Origin of the sequence: Rhizobacter sp. Root404 (assembly GCF_001425865.1) — a bacterium.
Classification (GTDB): Bacteria; Pseudomonadota; Gammaproteobacteria; order Burkholderiales; family Burkholderiaceae_C; genus LMDS01.
The window spans coordinates 995,897-1,014,686 of the sequence record NZ_LMDS01000004.1 but is presented as its reverse complement, the minus strand read 5'-3'; the positions used below and the strand labels follow the sequence as shown (position 1 = coordinate 1,014,686).

Below are 18,790 nucleotides of genomic sequence, written 5' to 3'. Positions count from 1 at the left end.
CGCTGTAGTTCTTGAACGCCTGCCCACCAGCAGGCGTAGGTTTCCGACGCCCCGCAATACCCCGGATCCTTCGGAGAAGCCCATGGCCGTCCAACAGAACAAGAAGTCCCCGTCGAAGCGCGGCATGCACCGCTCGCACAATGCCCTGAACACCCCGGGCACCGCGATCGAGCCGACGACAGGTGAGCAGCACCTGCGTCACCACATCAGCCCGACCGGCTTCTACCGCGGTCGCAAGGTGCTGAAGACCAAGGCGGACGCGTAAGGCGCTTCCGCCTGCGCGCATCGAACCGGTCGCGGCAGTCGCGTACACGGTCCGTGCTCCGAGTCTTCACTGAATCTGCGGCATCGCCCGGCCTGCGCCACAGCGCAGGGCCGGGCGTTTGTGCTGCGTGGGCGAGGCGATGAGCACGATCCGCCTCGCCGTCGACTGCATGGGCGGTGACCACGGTCCGTCTGCCACCTTGCCGGCGTGCCAGGCGTTCCTCGCGGCGCATCCCGAGGCCGAGCTGATCCTCGTCGGCCGCGCCGAGGCGCTGGCCGATGCGGTGGGCTGGGCGCGCTGCCGGGTCGTGACGGCGACCGAAGTCGTCGAGATGGACGACGCGATCGAGGTGGCGCTGCGGCGCAAGAAGGATTCGTCGCTGCGCGTCGCGGTCAGCCAGGTCAAGCCCGGTGCCGACGGCCAGGCCGCGGCGCACGCCTGCGTCTCCGCCGGCAACACCGGCGCGCTGATGGCGGTGTCGCGCTACGTGCTGAAGACACTCGAAGGCATCGACCGTCCGGCCATTGCGACCGTGCTGCCGAACGAGCGCGATGGCGGGACGACCGTGCTCGACCTGGGCGCGAACGTCGACTGCACCGCCGAACACCTGCTGCAGTTCGCGGTGATGGGCAGCGCGCTGGTCGCGGCCGTCGAAGGCAAGGCCAATCCGAGCGTCGGCCTGCTCAACATCGGCGAAGAGGCGATCAAGGGCAGCGAGACGATCAAGCAAGCCGCCGAGCTGCTGCGCAACGCCGCGGCCAGCGGCATGCTGAACTTCCACGGCAACGTCGAAGGCAACGACATCTTCAAGGGCACGACCGACATCGTCGTCTGCGACGGCTTCGTCGGCAACGTCGCGCTAAAGACTTCCGAGGGCCTGGCGTCGATGCTCTCGAAGTTCGTCAAGCAGGAGTTCACGCGCAACCCGTTGAGCAAGCTCGCCGCACTCGCCGCGCTGCCGGTGCTCAAGCGCCTGCAGAAGCGGGTGGACCACCGGCGCTACAACGGCGCGGCGCTGCTCGGCCTGCGCGGGCTGGTGTTCAAGAGCCACGGCTCGGCCGATGCCTTTGCGTTCGAACACGCGCTGAATCGGGCTTATGATGCCGCTCGAAACGGCCTGCTGGATCGGGTCCACGACCGGATTCTCGAATCGCTGGCCGCGATGCCCGCCGTGCCGTCTGCCGCGGGCGACGCGCCAGACATCGCTCGCACCGCATGACACCACATTCGACTTCCTCGAACCGCCACTCGCGCATCACCGGCACCGGCAGCTTCCTGCCGCCGAAGCGCCTGACCAACGACGCGCTCGCCGCGCAACTGGCCGCCGACGGCATCGAGACATCCGATCAGTGGATCGTCGAGCGCACCGGCATCCGCGCCCGGCACTTCGCCGAGCCCGATGTGTCCAGCAGTGACCTGGCTGTTGCCGCGGCGCGGCACGCGCTCGAAGCCGCCGATGTCGACGCAGCCAGCATCGACCTGATCATTGTCGCCACGAGCACGCCGGACATGGTGTTCCCGTCGACCGCCTGCCTCGTGCAGCAGAAGCTCGGCGTCGCCGGCTGCGCCGCGTTCGACGTTCAGGCGGTGTGCTCGGGCTTCGTCTACGCGCTGACGATCGCCGATTCGATGATCCGCACCGGCGCGGCCAGCAAGGCGCTGGTCATCGGTGCCGAGGTGTTCTCGCGCATCCTCGACTTCAAGGATCGCGGCACCTGCGTGCTCTTCGGCGATGGCGCCGGCGCAGTCGTCCTGGAGGCGAGCGACACCCCCGGCATCCTCGCGAGCGAGTTGCACGCCGACGGCCGCCACGTCGACATCCTGTGCGTCCCCGGGCACGTCAACGGCGGTCAGATCCTCGGTGACCCGCTGCTCAAGATGGACGGGCCGGCCGTGTTCAAGCTGGCTGTCGGCGTGCTCTACGACGTGGCCAAGTCGGTGCTCGAGAAGGCCGGCCGCAGCGACTCGGACGTCGATTGGCTGATTCCGCACCAGGCCAACATCCGCATCCTCCAGAGCACCGCCAAGCGCCTCAAGCTGCCGCTCGAGAAGTTGATCGTCACGGTCGACCAGCATGGCAACACCTCGGCCGCGTCCATCCCGCTGGCGCTCGACGAGTCGGTGCGCAGCGGCAAGATCAAGCCCGGCGACACGGTGCTGCTCGAAGGCGTGGGCGGCGGCTTCACCTGGGGCGCGGTGCTGCTCGATCTCTGAGCCACGCTGCCGGCCCAACCGCCGCCGAGGCACCTCATTCCAACAGACCGCGCACCCCTGGCAACAGCGAGCGCAGCACCCGATGACAACCTTCGCATTCGTATTCCCCGGCCAGGGCTCGCAGGCCGTTGGCATGCTCGACGCCTGGGGCGACAACGCCGCCGTCCGGCAGACGCTGCAGGAAGCCTCCGATGCGCTCGGCGAGGACGTGGCGCAGCTGATCCATGCCGGCCCGAAGGACCAGCTCGACCTGACGACCAACACCCAGCCGGTCATGTTGACCGCCGGCATCGCCTGCTACCGCGCCTGGCTGGCGGACACCGGCCGCGCGCCCAGCGTCGTCGCGGGCCACTCGCTCGGTGAATACACCGCGCTGGTCGCGGCCGGCGCGCTGACGCTGGCCGACGCGCTGCCGCTGGTGCGCTTCCGCGCGCAGGCGATGCAGGACGCGGTGCCGGTGGGCGTCGGCGCGATGGCGGCCATCCTCGGGATGGACGCCCAGGCCGTGCGCGACGGCTGTGCCGAAGTGGCGGCCGCCAGCGGCGAGGCCGTCGAGGCCGTGAACTTCAACGACCCGAAGCAGACCGTGATCGCCGGCACCAAGGCCGGGGTCGAGAAGGCCTGCGAGGTGCTGAAGGCCAAGGGTGCCAAGCGCGCGCTGCCGCTACCGGTGTCGGCGCCGTTCCATTCCAGCCTGATGAAGCCGGCCGCCGAGCGCCTGCGCGGTCGCTTGGCCGAGACGCCGATCGCCGCGCCGAAGATCGACGTGGTGAACAACATCGACGTGAGCGTCCACGCCGATCCGGCCGCGATCCGCGACGCGCTCTACCGCCAGGCCTTCGGCCCGGTGCGCTGGGTCGAGACCGTGCAGGCGATCCGCGCGCGCGGCGTCACGCACCTCATCGAATGCGGGCCCGGCAAGGTCCTCGCGGGCATGGTCAAGCGCATCGACGCGGACGCGGCGAGTGCGACGATCTTCGACCCGGCTTCGCTCGCGGATGTGAAGGGGATGCTGGCATGACAACCGAAGTCCAGATGGCAGGGCAGGTCGCGCTCGTCACCGGCGCCTCGCGCGGCATCGGCCGTGCGATCGCGCTCGAGCTGGCGAAGCAGGGCATGAAGGTGATCGGCACCGCCACCACCGACGCCGGCGCCGCCGCGATCACCGAGGCGCTCGCGGCCTTCCCCGGCAGCAAGGGGCTCACGCTGAACGTCAACGACGGCGCCGGCGTCGACGCCGCAGTCGATGCGATCGTCAAGGAGCACGGCGCGTTGCACGTCGTCGTCAACAACGCCGGCATCACGCGCGACATGCTGTCGATGCGGATGAAGGACGACGACTGGGACGCGGTCATCGACACCAACCTGAAGGCGGTGTTCCGCGTCAGCCGGGCGGTCACGCGCCCGATGATGAAGCAGCGCTACGGCCGCATCGTCAACATCACCTCGGTCGTCGGCGCCAGCGGCAACGCCGGCCAGGCGAACTACGCGGCCGCGAAAGCCGGTGTCGCCGGCATGACGCGCTCGCTGGCGCGCGAGCTCGGCAGCCGCGGGGTCACGGTCAACTGCGTCGCGCCCGGGTTCATCGAGACCGACATGACCAAATCGCTGTCCGAGGCGCAGACCACCGCGCTGATGGCGCAGATCCCGCTCGGCCGGCTCGGCCACGCCAGCGACATCGCCCATGCGGTGGCGTTCCTCGCCTCGCCCCACGCCGGCTACATCACCGGCAGCGAGTTGCACGTCAACGGCGGGATGTTCATGAACTGACGACGATGCGGCCACGTGCCGCGTCACGCCGGATGGCCCGTCCGGCGTATGGCCGGGTGTCTTAGAGAAGGCGCCCTATAGGCCGTAGAATCGCGGGCTGTTTCTGTAAACACTCCCGGAGGAGTACATGAGCGATATCGAAGCACGAGTCAAGAAAATCATTGCCGAACAACTCGGTGTCCCTGAGGCCGATGTCATCAACGACAAGGCATTCGTCGCCGACCTCGGCGCCGATTCGCTCGACACCGTCGAACTCGTGATGGCGCTCGAAGACGAGTTCGGCATCGAGATCCCCGACGAAGAGGCCGAGAAGATCACCACCGTCCAGTTGGCGATCGACTACGCCGTCAAGCACCAGAAGGCCGCGTAAGCCGGCCCGGCCCAACCCGAACTCCCTGAGCCCATGAAGAGACGCGTTGTCGTGACCGGCCTGGGCCTGATCAGCCCCGTGGGCAACACGGTGGAAGAGGGCTGGGCCAATATCGTTGCCGGCAAGTCCGGCATTGCCAACATCACCAAGTTCGATGCGTCGAACTTCGCGTGCAAGTTCGCGGGCGAGGTGAAGGGCTTCCAGGTCGAGGACTACTTCCCGGCCAAGGACGCGCGCCACATGGACACCTTCATCCATTACGGCCTGGCGGCATCGATCCAGGCCGTGAAGGACTCCGGGCTGCCCACTGGCGACGACCTGACCGAAGAGCTGGCCGAGCGCATCGGCGTGTTGGTCGGCTCCGGCATCGGCGGCCTGCCGCTGATCGAGGAGACGCACGGCGAGCTCGCGGCCAAGGGGCCGCGGCGCATCACGCCGTTCTTCGTGCCGGCGTCGATCATCAACATGATCTCCGGCCACGTGTCGATCCGCTACGGTTTCAAGGGGCCGAACCTCGCGATCGTCACGGCCTGCACGACCGGCCTGCACAGCATCGGCATGGCGGCGCGGCTGATCGAGCACGGCGACGCCGATGCGATGGTCGCCGGCGGCGCCGAGTCGACGGTCTCGCCGCTCGGCGTCGGCGGTTTCACGGCCGCACGTGCGCTGTCGACCCGCAACGACAGCCCGGAAACCGCGTCCCGCCCCTGGGACAAGGACCGTGACGGCTTCGTGCTCGGCGAGGGTGCCGGCGTGGTCGTGCTCGAAGAATACGAGCACGCGAAGAAGCGCGGCGCCAAGATCTACGCCGAGGTCGTCGGCTTCGGCATGGGCGCTGACGCGTACCACATGACCGCGCCGGACGTCGACGGCCCGAAGCGCTCGATGAAGGGCGCGCTGCGCAGCGCCGGCATCGACGCCGATCAGGTGCAGTACCTCAGCGCCCACGGCACCTCCACGCCGCTGGGCGACCTGAACGAGACCAACGCCATCAAGCTCGCCTTCGGCGCGCACGCTAAGGACAAGCTCGTCGTCAGCTCGACCAAGTCGATGACCGGCCACCTGCTCGGCGGCGCCGGCGGCATCGAGTCGGTGTTCACGGTGTTGGCGGTCAAGCACCAGATCGCGCCCCCGACGATCAACATCTTCAACCAGGACCCCGAGTGCGACCTGGACTACTGCGCCAACACCGCGCGCGAGATGAAGATCGATTACGCGATGAAGAACAACTTCGGTTTCGGCGGCACCAACGGCACGTTGGTCTTCAAGCGCGTTTGACGCCGCCGCTGCCCGCTTCGTTGATCCACCGCGCCGATGCGCGCAGCCCCGGCGTTCCAGGTCTCGTTGCAGCGCTTCGGTGTGTGGCGCGTCGGCGTCGGCGTGCTGGCGGCGCTCGCGTTGGCTGTCATGCTGGGCTGGTTGGGGTCGCAACAGCACCCGGTCGGTGCGTCCGTGTGGGCGCTGACCGTGCTGGGGGCGGCCGCGGCGCTGCTGCCCGCGTGGATGGCGCTGCACCAGCGTCCGATCGACTTGCGCTGGGACAGCCAGGCATGGCACCTGGGCGACGCGGCGAGCGACGCGGTCCCCGGCGAGTTGGGCGTGATGCTCGATCTGGGCGCCTGGATGCTGCTGCGCTTCAAGCCCCTGCCGTCCGGGAAAATCGTCTGGCTGCCGGTGCAGCGCCGCGGCCTCGAAGCGGCATGGCACGCCCTGCGCTGCGCGGTCTACGCGTCCCGGTCAGCCCGGCCGGACGACGATGCGATGGGCGGGCACTGACATGACCGGCATGACCCGGCCGGACGCCGATGCCCCGCTGATCGAGCGGATCAAGGCGGGCGACGTCAAAGCCTTCGAGATGCTGGTCGTCAAATACCAGCGTCGCATCGAACGCCTGATCGGGCGCATGGTGCGCGACGTCGATCTGGTACCCGACATCGCGCAGGAAACCTTCATCCGCGCCTACCGTGCGATCCCGCAGTTCCGTGGCGACAGCGCCTTCTACACCTGGCTGTACCGGATCGCCGTCAACACCGCGAAGAAGGCGTTGATGGAACTCAAACGCGACCCCCTGGTCACCGAATCGGCCCGCGCATCGCGCGACGACGAGGACGACGCCGGCTCGCGGGTCGAGAACGAACTGACCAACGGCGAAACCCCTGATGCCGTGATGGCGAGCAAGCAAATTGCATCGGCAGTGAACTTTGCGATCGAAGCGCTGTCCGACGACCTTCGCCAGGCGATCACGCTGCGCGAGATCGAGGGTCTCAGTTACGAGGAAATTGCCGAGCTGATGAATTGCCCGATCGGCACGGTGCGGTCGCGGATCTTCCGGGCCCGCGAGGCGATCGCGTTGCGCTTGCGTCCGTTGCTGGACACGCGCGACGGTGAGCGGTGGTGAAAGGTTGATGGAGAGCGAGATGTCGAACGATTCCGAACTGCAGGCGGCGCGCGAGCGCTTGTCGGCAATGGCCGATGGCGAACTGGAACTGACCGCGGTCTCCCGGACCTGCGCCGAGTGGCGCGACAGCGCCGATCACCGTGCCGCCTGGCACACCTATCAACTCATCGGGGACGTGCTCCGATCGGACGATCTCGCCAGCGATCCGGCCCGGGATGCGAGTTTCATGTCGGCCCTGCGCGCACGCCTGGCGCAGGAGCCGGTGGTGCTGGCGCCGCAGCCGCTGTACGCGCCGGCGGTGTCGCCGGTTCCCGCGCGTGCGGTGGCGAACGGCAGTGGCGGTCGGCGTTGGGGCTGGATGGCGCCGACCGCGGTCGCCGCGGGCTTCGTCGCCGTGGCGGGTGTGATGACGCTGTCGCGGGCACCCGGTCTGCTGCCCGACGTGCCCGCCTTGGCCAGTGTGGCGCCCACCCTGTCGGCGCCCGCAACACCGGTGGCCACGCTGGTCGGCGCCTCCGGCGTCGCCGTCGAGCCGCAGGCCCTGGTCAGCAGCGGGCAGATGATCCGCGATGCGCGACTCGACCGCTATCTCGCGGCGCACAAGCAGTTCGCCGGCAGCTCGGCGCTCGGTGTGCCGTCGGGTTTTCTGCGCAACGCCACCGCCGAAGTCCCCGGTCGCTGACTCGACGAACCGTGCCGAACCGACCCGCTCGAACCCTCTTTCGACCCTTGCGCGCGCTGGCCCTGGCCGGTGCCGCGACGCTGGTGGCGTCGTCTGCCTGGGCGCAGGCGAGCGCGCCCGCGGGCGACGCCCCGACGCGTGACGTGCGCGCCTGGTTGTTGCGCATCCACGAAGCGGCCAGCCACCGCAATTTCCAGGGGACCTTCGTCGTCAGCGGCGGCGGGGCGGTGTCGAGTGCGCGCATCGCGCACTTCTGCGAAGGGCCGAACCAGTTCGAGCGCAGCGAAGCGCTCGATGGCCAGGCGCGCCACGTCTACCGCCACAACGAGGTGGTGACGACGCTGTGGCCGGCCAATAAGACCGCGATGATCGAGCAGCGCGACTCGCTGGCGCAATTCCCGGCGCTGCTGCAGGCCGGCGGGGACCGCATCGCCGAGTTCTATGACGTGCGACCGCAAGGCGCGGAGCGCGTGGCCGGCCGCGACGCCGACGTGTTGCTCGTCAAGCCGCGCGACACCTTCCGCTACGGCTACCGGCTCTGGGCCGACCAGGCCTCCGGGCTTCTGCTGCGCGCCGACGTGATCGGCGAACGCAACGAGGTGCTCGAGTCGTCCGCGTTCTCGGACGTGACGATCAACGTGAAGTCACACCCCGAGTCCGTGCTGCAGCCGATGAAGAAGCTCGACGGCTATCGCGTCGTGCGGCCAGTGCTGACGCCCACGCGGCTCGAAGCCGAGGGCTGGACCATGCGCGACGCGGTGCCGGGATTCCGCCAGGTCAGCTGCGTGAAGCGGCCGATGGCCGGCGCGAACCGGCCCGAGAAGGCCGCCGGCGAGCAGCAGGCGCTGCAGAGCATCTTTTCCGACGGGCTGACCTACGTGTCGGTCTTCATCGAGCCCTTCGATCCGCAGCGCCACACGCGGCCGATGCAGGCCGCGGTGGGACCCACCCAAACCCTGATGCAACAGCAGGGCGACTGGTGGGTCACCATTCTGGGCGACGTGCCGCCTGCGACACTTCGCCTGTTTGCCAAGGGCCTGGAGCGCAGCCGCAAGTAGTCCTGCCGCGTTCGCAGGCCGTTGTTCCGTTCGTCATTTCAACGCGCCGGGGGAGGCGATCTTGATCCAAGCCGCAGTTCGTTCTGTTCAGTCCACCTTGCGCCGCCGGATTGGCCTCGGCGTGCTCGCCATGAGTCTCGGCGTCACCGGCGCGCTGGCCGCGGCACCGGTCGGCGCGCAGGGCCTGCCCGACTTCACCGACCTGGTCGAGAAGGTCGGCCCCGCGGTGGTCGGCATCCGCACCACCGAGCGCGCCCGCGCCTCGCGCGGCACCGGCGAGATGGACGAGGACATGCTGGAGTTCTTCCGCCGCTTCGGCATCCCCGCACCGCAGCGGCCCAATCCGCGTGCGCCGCAGCAGCCCGATGCCGAGCCGCAGACGCGCGGCGTCGGCTCCGGCTTCGTGCTCAGCGCCGATGGCTTCGTGATGACGAATGCGCATGTGATCGACGGTGCGGACGAAGTCATCGTCACGTTGACCGACTCGCGCGAGTTCAAGGCGAAGGTGATCGGCGCCGACAAGCGCTCCGATGTGGCGCTGGTCAAGATCGAAGCCAGCGGCTTGCCGACGGTGCGCATCGGCGACGTGAACAAGCTGAAGGTTGGCGAATGGGTGATCGCGATCGGCTCGCCGTTCGGCCTCGAAAGCACCGTCACCGCCGGCATCGTCAGTGCGAAGGCGCGCGACACCGGCGATCTGGTCAAGCTGATCCAGACCGACGTGGCGATCAACCCCGGCAACTCCGGCGGGCCGCTGATCAACATGCGCGGCGAGGTCGTCGGCATCAATTCGCAGATCTACAGCCGCTCGGGCGGCTACATGGGCATCTCGTTCGCGATCCCGATCGACGAGGCCACGCGCGTGTCGGACAGCCTGCGCACCAGCGGACGCGTGATCCGGGGCCGCATCGGCGTGGCGATCGGGCCGGTGACGAAGGAGGTCGCCGAGTCCATCGGGCTGGGCAAGCCGGTCGGCGCGCTGGTCAGCAATGTCGAGGCCGGCGGGCCGGCGGACAAGGCGGGCGTCGAGGCCGGCGACATCATCACCAAGGTCGATGGGCGCCCGGTCGAAAAGTTCGGCGACCTGCCGCGCATGGTCGGCATGGCCAAGCCTGGTGCGAAGGCGGTGCTTCAGGTGTTCCGCCGTGGTGCGTACCGTGACATCAGCGTGGCAGTCGTCGAATTCGATGCCGACCGCACGGCAAGCGCCGGCCGCGACAGCAACAGCGCCCCGAAGCCGCCCGCCGCGGTGCCGGGCGCGCTCGGCCTCACCGTGGCCGAGCTGACCGACGCGCAGCGCCGCGAACTGAAGGTCAAGGGCGGCGTGCGGGTCGAAGCCGTCGAAGGGGCGGCAGCGCGGGCCGGCGTGCGCGAGGGCGATGTGCTGCTCCAGGTCGACAACACCGAGATCACCGGCGCCAAGCAGTTCGACGCGACGATCGCCAAGCTGGACAAGTCGAAGACGATCACGATGCTGGTGCGACGCGGGGAGACGGTCAACTTCGTCATCGTTCGCCCGAGCCGCTGAACCGTGCCCGGTGATTGGGCCGGGTCTTTTCATGTCGTGAGACCGGCGCGACCGTTACAAATTACTTGGGACGGTCCGACGAGGCGCGTGGAGCGCCCATGAATGTTTGCGGTCGCTAACAAGTCGCAGCGGGCGCCTGATTGTTCCGTCCGGACGGTAGAATGCAACCCAGCGGCGGATGCATTTTGCCAAATCGAGCAACGAAAACGTTGCGCTGAAACTATCCCCAAGCCATCCACAAGCATTTGTGGATAACCTGTGCATGGTTTTTCATGTTGGCGGTCCGCAACGGCGCTAAATCGAGCAAAGGCGCGGTTTGCAGCCGGCCTCTTTTGAATACAATGAAGTCCCAACAAGCAGTTGCCATACGTTTTGTTGGAAGGCGCGTCATTGATTCGACGTGCCTTTTTTTTGACTTCGACACGCCGCTTCACGGCGACACAGCGCTTCGCGATATGAGCCTCCGTCGCAACGGTCTCGCCGTTGTGCGCACGCGCTGAGGCTCGCGCCAAACACATCGCAGCAAGCATGAACCACATCAGAAATTTTTCGATCATTGCTCACATCGATCACGGCAAGAGCACGCTCGCCGATCGATTGATCCAGCGCTGCGGCGGCCTGAGCGATCGCGAGATGGAAGCGCAGGTGCTGGACTCGATGGACATCGAGCGCGAGCGCGGCATCACGATCAAGGCGCAGACCGCCGCGCTGGAGTACAAGGCGCGCGACGGCCAGATCTACAACCTGAACCTGATCGACACGCCGGGCCACGTCGACTTCTCGTACGAAGTGAGCCGGTCGCTGTCCGCGTGCGAAGGCGCGCTGCTGGTGGTCGACGCGAGCCAGGGCGTCGAGGCGCAGACGGTCGCCAACTGCTACACCGCGCTCGATCTCGGCGTCGAGGTGATCCCGGTCCTGAACAAGATGGACCTGCCGAACGCCGATCCGGAAAACGCCAAGGCCGAGATCGAGGACGTGATCGGCATCGACGCCGAGAACGCGATCCCGTGCAGCGCCAAGACCGGCATGGGCATCGACGACATCCTCGAGGCCGTGATCACCCGCATGCCCGCGCCGCGCGGCAACCCGGACGCGCCGTTGCGGGCGATGATCGTCGACTCCTGGTTCGACAACTACGTCGGCGTCGTGATGCTGGTGCGCGTGGTGGACGGCACGCTGCTCAAGGGCGAGCGCTTCCGCATGATGGCGAGCGATGCGGTCTACAACGCCGACAGCCTCGGCGTGTTCACGCCCAAGTCGGTCGCGCGCGAACAGCTCAATGCCGGCGAGGTCGGCTTCATCATCGCCGGCATCAAGGAACTGCAGGCCGCCAAGGTGGGCGACACCATCACGCTCGAGAAGAAGCTGCCGAACAACCTCGGCCCGGCGGCCGAGGCGCTGCCCGGCTTCAAGGAGATCCAGCCGCAGGTCTTCGCCGGCCTGTACCCGACCGAGGCCAGCGAGTACGACCAGCTGCGCGACGCGCTCGAGAAGCTCAAGCTCAACGACTCGTCGCTGCGCTACGAGCCCGAGGTCAGCCAAGCGCTGGGCTTCGGTTTCCGCTGCGGCTTCCTCGGCCTGCTGCACATGGAGATCGTGCAGGAGCGGCTGGAACGCGAGTTCGACCAGGACCTGATCACGACGGCCCCGTCGGTCGTCTACGAGGTCGAGCTGAACGACAAGACCGTGATCCAGGTCGACAACCCGTCGAAGATGCCCGATCTGGGACGCATCCACGAGATCCGCGAGCCGATCGTCACGGTCCACCTGTACATGCCGCAGGACTATGTCGGCCCGGTGATGACGCTGGCCAACCAGAAGCGGGGCAACCAGATCAACATGGCCTACCACGGCCGCCAGGTCATGCTGACCTACGAGATGCCGCTGGCCGAGATCGTGCTGGACTTCTTCGACAAGCTGAAGAGCGTCTCCCGCGGCTATGCGTCGATGGACTACGAGTTCAAGGAGTACCGCGGCTCCGACGTCGTCAAGGTGGACATCCTGCTGAACGGCGACAAGGTCGACGCGCTGTCGATCATCGTCCACCGCGCCCAGAGCCAGTACCGCAGCCGCGCCGTCGTCGCGAAGATGCGCGAGCTGATATCGCGCCAGCAGTACGACGTGGCGGTGCAGGCCGCCATCGGGGCCAACATCATCGCGCGTGAGACAATCAAGGCCCTGCGCAAGAACGTGATCGCCAAGTGCTACGGCGGCGACGTGTCGCGCAAGCGCAAGCTCCTCGAAAAACAAAAGGCCGGCAAGAAGCGCATGAAGCAGATCGGCTCTGTCGAAGTGCCGCAGGAAGCTTTCCTGGCCATCCTCCAGGTGGAAGATTGAATTGATGGGTGCACTGACCGGTGTTCTGTATGGCCTGCTCGCGGTCTTTCTCGGTGGCTGGTACTTCGGCAAGTGGAGCGGCAATTTCTCGCTGCTGTTGCTGATCCTGACGGTCGTCACCTTCGGCTACTGGCTCGCCGAGCGCTTCGTCTTCGCGCCGCGCCGCCGCGCCGCCGCCGCCACGCTCGAACAGCAGGACCAGGCGCGCCGCGCCAAGCTCAGCGAGCAGGGCATCACGAAGGTCGACAGCAACCTCGAGCAGGCGCGGGAGTCGCTGCTCGCGCAACCCTGGTGGCTCGACTGGACCGCCGGCCTGTTCCCGGTGATCCTGGTCGTGTTCCTGCTGCGTTCGTTCCTGTTCGAGCCGTTCAAGATCCCGAGCGGCTCGATGATCCCGACGCTGCTGATCGGCGACCTGATCCTCGTCAACAAGTACCACTACGGCGTGCGCCTGCCGGTGATCAACAAGAAGATCATCGCCAACAACGACCCGCAGCGTGGCGACGTGATGGTGTTCCGCTATCCCAAGGACACCAGCATCGACTACATCAAGCGCGTGGTCGGCGTGCCGGGCGACGAGATCTCTTTCCGCAACCAGCAGCTTTATGTCAACGGCGTCGCCGCGCCGATGGAGCAGACGCCGCCGCCGGGTTTCTACGACGAGGACCTGCGCCAGTACTTCCCGGAGTTCAAGGAGAAGCTGGGCGCGGTGGAGCACGAGATCCTGCTCAACCCGCGCAGCCAGCCGTTCTACGGGCCGGAAGACAAAATCACCTTCCCGTACCGGGAGAACTGTCGTTACAGTGCCGAGGGCGTGACCTGCAAGGTGCCGCCCGGCAACTACTTCATGATGGGCGACAACCGGGACAACTCCCAAGATTCACGCTTCTGGGGATTCGTGCCCGACGAGAACATCGTCGGCAAGGCATTCTTCGTCTGGATGAATTTCGGCAACTTGAAGCGCATCGGCGGGTTCCATTGAGGCCCCGCGGGCGCATCGACAGGAGCATTCGAGCATGAGGGTTTCGCGTCTCTCGACAGCGCGGCGGCAACGCGGCGTCACGCTATTCGGCCTGATGGCGTGGGCGATCGTGGTGGGCTTCGTCGCGTTGATCGTGATGAAGGTGCTGCCGACGATGAACGAGTACTTCACGATCCAAAAGGCTGTGAACAAGATCGCTCAAGAGGGCGGCTCCACCGTGCCGCAGATCCGCGCCGCCTTCGAGCGCACCAAGGACATCGAATACTCGATCACCTCGATCTCCGCCAAGGACCTGAAGATCACGAAGGAGAACGACAAGGTCGTGATCGAGTTCGCCTACGACAAGGAAATCGAACTCATCAGCCCGGTCTTCCTGCTGATCAAGTACGAAGGTCGCTCGAAGTAGGTACGCTCCCGGGATGATGGAAACCCGCCTGGACGCCCTGCAGCGACGCATTGGCCACCGCTTCGCCGACGCCCGCCTGCTCAGCCGGGCGCTGACCCACCGCAGCTTCGGCGCCGACCACAACGAGCGGCTCGAATTCCTGGGCGATGCCGTGCTCAGCCTGGCCGTCTCCAGCCTGCTCTACGAACGCTTCAAGGGCTCGGACGAGGGCGACCTGACCCGCGTGCGCGCGCACCTGGTGCGCGAGGAAAGCCTGCACCGGGTCGCGCTGCAGCTGTCGTTGCCCGACGTCTTGCACCTCGGCGAGGGCGAGGCCCGCGGCGGCGGCGCGCAGCGCGCGTCGATCTTGGCGGACGCGCTCGAGGCATTGATCGGCGCGACCTTCCTCGATGGCGGCTTCGATGCCGCCGGCACGGTCGTCAGGGGCCTGTTCGGCGAGATCATCGCGACGACCGACATCGCCAGCTGGTCCAAGGACGCCAAGACCGAACTGCAGGAGTGGCTGCAGGCACGCCGCCTGCCGGTCCCGACCTACCGCATCAGCGCCACGCGCGGCCAGGCCCATGCGCAGACCTTCGAGGTCGAGTGCGAGGTCCCGGCGCTGAGCCTGGTCGAGCAGGGCGTCGGCCGCTCGCGCCGCGTCGCCGAGCAAGAGGCCGCGCGCCGCATGCTCGACGCGCTCAAGAGCAGCGACAAGCCCGGCGGCCCGCTTCAGTCCTGAAAGGTTCCATGACCACCGACACCGACACCCCTTCCGACGCGCCCGCGCCGGCCGCACAACGCTGCGGCCTCGTCGCGATCGTCGGGCGGCCCAACGTCGGCAAGTCGACGCTGCTGAACGCGCTGGTCGGCCAGAAGGTCAGCATCACCTCCGCAAAGGCGCAGACCACGCGGCACCGCATCACCGGCATTCGCACGGTCGACAACGCGCAGTTCGTGTTCGTCGACACGCCCGGCTTCCAGACCAAGCACAGCGCCGCGTTGAACCGCACGCTGAACCGCACCGTGACCGGCGTGCTGAGCGATGTCGATGTGGTGCTGTTCGTCGTCGAAGCCGGCCGTTTCGGGCTGGACGACGCGAAGGTGCTGGCGCTGATGCAGGACCTGGGCAAGAGCGGCGGCAAACCCGTCTTCCTGATCGCCAACAAGCTCGACACCGTGGTGCGCCGCGCCGACCTGGCGCCCTGGCTGAAGGGCATGCAGGATCGCCACGCGTTCGCCGAGTTCGTGCCGCTGTCGGCCAAGAAGGACGCCGACGTGCAGCGCCTGCTCGGCATCGTCAAGCCGTACCTGCCGGAGCAGCCCTGGCTGTACGAAGAAGACGCGCTGACCGACCGCACCGACAAGTTCCTTGCCAGCGAGATCATCCGCGAGAAGCTGTTCCGCCTGACCGGCGACGAGCTGCCCTACACCTCGACCGTCGTGATCGACAAGTTCGAGGAAGAGGGCAACCTGCGCCGGATCTCGGCCAGCATCGTCGTCGAGCGCGATTCGCACAAGGGCATCGTGATCGGCAATGGCGGCGAGCGCCTGAAGCGCATCGGCTCGGAGGCGCGCCAGGAACTCGAGACGCTGATGGATGCCAAGGTCTTCCTCGAGCTGTGGGTCAAGGTGCGTTCGGGCTGGGCCGACGACGAAGCGCACCTGCGTTCCTACGGCTACGAGTAAGTCGAACCGGATGGCGACGCGGGCCGCGCGCCCCTCCACGTCCCTCGCGGCCTTCGTGCTGCACCGCTACGACTGGAGCGAATCCAGCCTGATCCTCGATCTGTTCACCCGCGAGCAGGGCCGGATCGCGGTCGCCGCGAAGGGCGCGAAGCGGCCATATTCGCAGCTGCGCTGCGTGCTGCTGCCGTTCCAGCGCATTACCGTCTCGCTCGGCAAGGCGGTGCTGCACGAGGAGGGCGCGAGCGACGTGCAGACCCTGCGGGGCGCCGAATGGGCCGGCGGGGCCGCGATGCTCACCGGCGCCGCGCTGTTCAGCGGCTTCTACCTGAACGAACTGCTGATGAAGCTGCTCGCGCGGCACGACCCGCATGCCGCGCTGTTCGACGTCTACGCCGCCACCTTGCCCGGCCTGGCCGATCCGGACGATGCCCACGCGCAGGCGGCGTTGCGGGCGTTCGAGCTCAAGCTGCTGCAGGAGATCGGGCTGCTGCCCGACCTCAGCCTGCTCACCTCGACCCAGCAGCCGGTGCAGCCGGCCGCCCGCTACGCGGTGCTGCCGGACGCCGGCGTCACGACCGCCCCGGGTGGGGAACTGCCGGGCGAGGCGCTGATCGGCCTGCAGGCCGCACTCGAGCACGGCAACCTGCCGGCGCTGCAGCAGGCCTGTCGCACTTGCCTGGCTGCGCTGAAGCTGCCACTGCGCGGGCTGATCCAGCATCACCTCGGCTCGACGCCGCTGCGCACCCGCCAAGTCATGACCGGCCTGCAAAGCCTGTAAATTCGGGCCATGAATCCCCTCCTCACCACCGGCCTCGATGCGCACCGCGGCGCGACCGCGCTGTCGGTCAACGTCAACAAGGTCGCGTTGTTGCGCAACACGCGCGATCTCGGCATCCCGAGCGTGCTGCGCGCCGCGACGTTGGCGCTGGAGGCGGGGGCGCACGGCATCACGGTGCACCCGCGGCCCGACGAGCGGCACATCCGCCGCCATGACGTGTACGAGCTGGCCGAGCTGATGCAGCAGTGGCCGCAGGCCGAATACAACATCGAGGGCAACCCCTTCCACAACCTGATGGACTTCGTGCGCGACCTCGTCGCGCGCGGGCTGCCGTGCCACCAGGTCACCTTCGTGCCCGACAGCGTCGAGCAGTCCACCTCCGACCACGGCTGGCAGTTTCCGCACGACGCCGAGCGCCTCGCGCCGCTGATCGACGAGGCGCGGGCACTCGGCGTGCGCGTCAGCCTGTTCATGGACCCGCAGCCCGAGGCCATGGCGGCGGCGCGCGCGCTGCGCGCCGACCGCGTCGAGCTCTACACCGAGACCTATGCGCGTGCGCACCTCGCCGGCGAGGCCGCCAGCGTGCTGCCGGCCTTCGCCGCGACTGCGCACGCGGCGCTCCGCGAAGGCCTCGGCATCAACGCCGGCCACGACCTGAACCGCGACAACCTGACCGACTTCCTGCGCGCGGTGCCCGGCGTGCAGGAGGTCTCGATCGGCCACGCACTGATCGCCGACGCGCTGGAACTCGGCTACACCGAGACGGTGCGCGACTACCTGCGCTGCATCCACGCGGCCGCATGATCTACGGCATCGGCACCGACATCTGCGACGTCAGACGCATCGCCGCATCGCTGTCGCGCCGCGGCGAGCGCTTCGCCGAGAAGGTGCTCGGTCCGCACGAGATCGAGGTCTTCCGCAGCCGCCTGGCCAAGGTCGAGGCGCGCGGCATCAGCTACCTCGCGACCCGCTTCTCCGCGAAGGAGGCGTTCTCGAAGGCCATCGGCATGGGCATGCGCATGCCGATGACCTGGCGCCACTGCGAGGTCATCAAGGCCCCGAGCGGCAAGCCCGAGATCCGCCTGCACGGCGCGCTGGCCGAGTGGTTCGACGCGCGCGGCCTGCAGGCGCACGTCAGCGTCACCGACGAAACCGACTACGCGGCGAGCTTCGTCGTCGTCGAAACCAAAGAGCCCCGACCATGAGCACCTCCGTGACGCATTGCCCCGTCGTCCTCGACATCGCCGGCACCACCCTCGGCACCGACGATCGCCGGCGCCTTCAGCACCCGCTGACCGGCGGGCTGATCCTGTTCGCGCGCAACTGGCAGGACCGGCTGCAGCTCACCGAGCTGACCGCCGAGATCAAGTCGATCCGGCCCGACGTGCTGATTTGCGTCGACCACGAAGGGGGCCGGGTGCAGCGTTTCCGCACCGACTCGTTCACGCATCTGCCGCCGATGCGCGTGCTCGGCGAGATGTGGATGAACGACGGCAAGCGCGGCCCCGGCAGCGGCGCGATGGCAGCGACCGATGCCGCCACCGCGGCCGGCCACGTGCTCGGTGCGGAGTTGCGCGCCTGTGGCGTCGACTTCAGTTTCACGCCGGTGCTCGACCTCGACCACGGCCCGAGCGGCGTGATCGGCGACCGCGCGTTCCACCGCGACCCGCGCGTCGCGACCGTGCTCGCGAAGAGCCTGATGCACGGGCTGCTGCTGGCCGGCATGCACAACTGCGGCAAGCACTTTCCGGGGCACGGCTTAGTCGCGGCCGACAGCCACCTCGAGATCCCGGTGGACAAGCGCAGCCTGAAGGCCATCCTCGCGGACGATGCGCGGCCTTACGAGTGGCTCAGCACGGCGCTCACCAGTGTGATGCCGGCCCACGTGATCTACCCGAAGGTGGACGCGCTGCCGGCCGGTTTCTCGGCGCGCTGGCTGAAGGACATCCTGCGCCAGCAGCTCGGCTTCACCGGCGCGATCTTCAGCGACGACCTGAGCATGGCCGGGGCGCGCCGCATCAACGGTGCCGAAGTCACCTACGCGGAGGCCGGCGCGATCGCGTTGGCGGCCGGTTGCGACCTGGTGCTGCTGTGCAACCAGTCCACGCCTGGCGACACGGCGATCGACGCGCTGCTCGACGGTCTGCTCGACGCGCAATCCAAGGGCCTGTGGCAGCTCGACCCGGACAGCGAGTCGCGCCGGCTCGACCTGCTGCCGCAGACGGCGCCGCTGACCTGGGACGAGCTGATGCACCACCCGGCCTACCAGCGCGCGCTCGAACGCCTGCCCTGAGATGAAAAAACGCCGCCGGGCGTGAGCCGCGGCGGCGTTGG

At 67.8% G+C, this 18,790-nt stretch carries 21 protein-coding genes; all 21 read left to right on the top strand.

Annotation, left to right across the window (positions count from 1 at the left end):
• Positions 1-82 precede the first annotated feature (82 nt).
• Entirely contained in the window at positions 83-265 is a 183-nt protein-coding gene (gene rpmF, locus ASC76_RS09340; protein ID WP_056465027.1) for a 50S ribosomal protein L32, read from the top strand.
• Between the two features lie 139 nt (positions 266-404).
• Complete coding sequence (plsX, locus tag ASC76_RS09335; protein WP_056467193.1) at positions 405-1,484, top strand: phosphate acyltransferase PlsX; 1,080 nt, start codon at positions 405-407, stop codon at positions 1,482-1,484.
• Positions 1,481-2,479, top strand: coding sequence for a beta-ketoacyl-ACP synthase III (locus ASC76_RS09330; protein ID WP_056465026.1), 999 nt, complete (start codon positions 1,481-1,483; stop codon positions 2,477-2,479). The genes plsX and ASC76_RS09330 overlap by 4 nt, the downstream gene beginning before the upstream one ends.
• A gap of 82 nt (positions 2,480-2,561) precedes the next feature.
• On the top strand, positions 2,562-3,500 hold the full coding sequence (fabD, locus tag ASC76_RS09325) for an ACP S-malonyltransferase (RefSeq protein WP_056465025.1): 939 nt from the start codon (positions 2,562-2,564) through the stop codon (positions 3,498-3,500).
• Positions 3,497-4,249, top strand: coding sequence for a 3-oxoacyl-ACP reductase FabG (fabG, locus tag ASC76_RS09320; RefSeq protein ID WP_056465024.1), 753 nt, complete (start codon positions 3,497-3,499; stop codon positions 4,247-4,249). The genes fabD and fabG overlap by 4 nt, the downstream gene beginning before the upstream one ends.
• Positions 4,250-4,376: 127 nt before the next feature.
• Positions 4,377-4,619 carry an acyl carrier protein gene (acpP, locus tag ASC76_RS09315; protein ID WP_056465023.1) on the top strand — a complete coding sequence of 81 codons (243 nt, stop codon included), beginning with the start codon at positions 4,377-4,379 and terminating at the stop codon, positions 4,617-4,619.
• Between the two features lie 33 nt (positions 4,620-4,652).
• Positions 4,653-5,897 (top strand): beta-ketoacyl-ACP synthase II, encoded by a 1,245-nt coding sequence (fabF, locus tag ASC76_RS09310; protein ID WP_056465022.1) that lies wholly within the window; start codon positions 4,653-4,655, stop codon positions 5,895-5,897.
• A gap of 36 nt (positions 5,898-5,933) precedes the next feature.
• Positions 5,934-6,395: a hypothetical protein gene (locus ASC76_RS09305; protein WP_056465021.1), complete on the top strand. Its 462-nt coding sequence runs from the start codon at positions 5,934-5,936 to the stop codon at positions 6,393-6,395.
• A gap of 10 nt (positions 6,396-6,405) precedes the next feature.
• Entirely contained in the window at positions 6,406-7,017 is a 612-nt protein-coding gene (gene rpoE / locus ASC76_RS09300) for an RNA polymerase sigma factor RpoE (RefSeq protein ID WP_082549164.1), read from the top strand.
• Positions 7,018-7,036: 19 nt separating this feature from the next.
• Positions 7,037-7,699, top strand: a complete 663-nt coding sequence (locus ASC76_RS09295; RefSeq protein WP_235580395.1) for a sigma-E factor negative regulatory protein — start codon at positions 7,037-7,039, stop codon at positions 7,697-7,699.
• A 47-nt stretch (positions 7,700-7,746) separates the two neighbouring features.
• A complete protein-coding gene (locus ASC76_RS09290) occupies positions 7,747-8,757 on the top strand; it encodes a MucB/RseB C-terminal domain-containing protein (RefSeq protein ID WP_235580394.1) in 1,011 nt (336 codons plus the stop codon).
• 130 nt (positions 8,758-8,887) lie between these two features.
• A complete protein-coding gene (locus ASC76_RS09285) occupies positions 8,888-10,285 on the top strand; it encodes a Do family serine endopeptidase (protein ID WP_082549163.1) in 1,398 nt (465 codons plus the stop codon).
• Between the two features lie 528 nt (positions 10,286-10,813).
• Complete coding sequence (gene lepA / locus ASC76_RS09280; RefSeq protein WP_056465018.1) at positions 10,814-12,622, top strand: translation elongation factor 4; 1,809 nt, start codon at positions 10,814-10,816, stop codon at positions 12,620-12,622.
• Positions 12,623-12,626: 4 nt separating this feature from the next.
• Positions 12,627-13,604, top strand: coding sequence for a signal peptidase I (gene lepB / locus ASC76_RS09275; protein WP_056465017.1), 978 nt, complete (start codon positions 12,627-12,629; stop codon positions 13,602-13,604).
• 34 nt (positions 13,605-13,638) lie between these two features.
• Positions 13,639-14,010, top strand: coding sequence for a DUF4845 domain-containing protein (locus ASC76_RS09270; RefSeq protein ID WP_056465016.1), 372 nt, complete (start codon positions 13,639-13,641; stop codon positions 14,008-14,010).
• 16 nt (positions 14,011-14,026) lie between these two features.
• Positions 14,027-14,731, top strand: coding sequence for a ribonuclease III (gene rnc / locus ASC76_RS09265; protein ID WP_056467184.1), 705 nt, complete (start codon positions 14,027-14,029; stop codon positions 14,729-14,731).
• A gap of 8 nt (positions 14,732-14,739) precedes the next feature.
• A complete protein-coding gene (gene era, locus ASC76_RS09260; RefSeq protein WP_056465015.1) occupies positions 14,740-15,678 on the top strand; it encodes a GTPase Era in 939 nt (312 codons plus the stop codon).
• 10 nt (positions 15,679-15,688) lie between these two features.
• Positions 15,689-16,456, top strand: a complete 768-nt coding sequence (recO, locus tag ASC76_RS09255; protein WP_056465014.1) for a DNA repair protein RecO — start codon at positions 15,689-15,691, stop codon at positions 16,454-16,456.
• 9 nt (positions 16,457-16,465) lie between these two features.
• On the top strand, positions 16,466-17,260 hold the full coding sequence (locus tag ASC76_RS09250) for a pyridoxine 5'-phosphate synthase (protein WP_056465013.1): 795 nt from the start codon (positions 16,466-16,468) through the stop codon (positions 17,258-17,260).
• On the top strand, positions 17,257-17,661 hold the full coding sequence (acpS, locus tag ASC76_RS09245; protein ID WP_056465012.1) for a holo-ACP synthase: 405 nt from the start codon (positions 17,257-17,259) through the stop codon (positions 17,659-17,661). The genes ASC76_RS09250 and acpS overlap by 4 nt, the downstream gene beginning before the upstream one ends.
• The gene (nagZ, locus tag ASC76_RS09240) at positions 17,658-18,749 is read left to right on the top strand and encodes a beta-N-acetylhexosaminidase (protein ID WP_056465011.1); all 1,092 of its coding nucleotides are present in this window, start codon (positions 17,658-17,660) and stop codon (positions 18,747-18,749) included. The genes acpS and nagZ overlap by 4 nt, the downstream gene beginning before the upstream one ends.
• Positions 18,750-18,790: the final 41 nt, after the last annotated feature.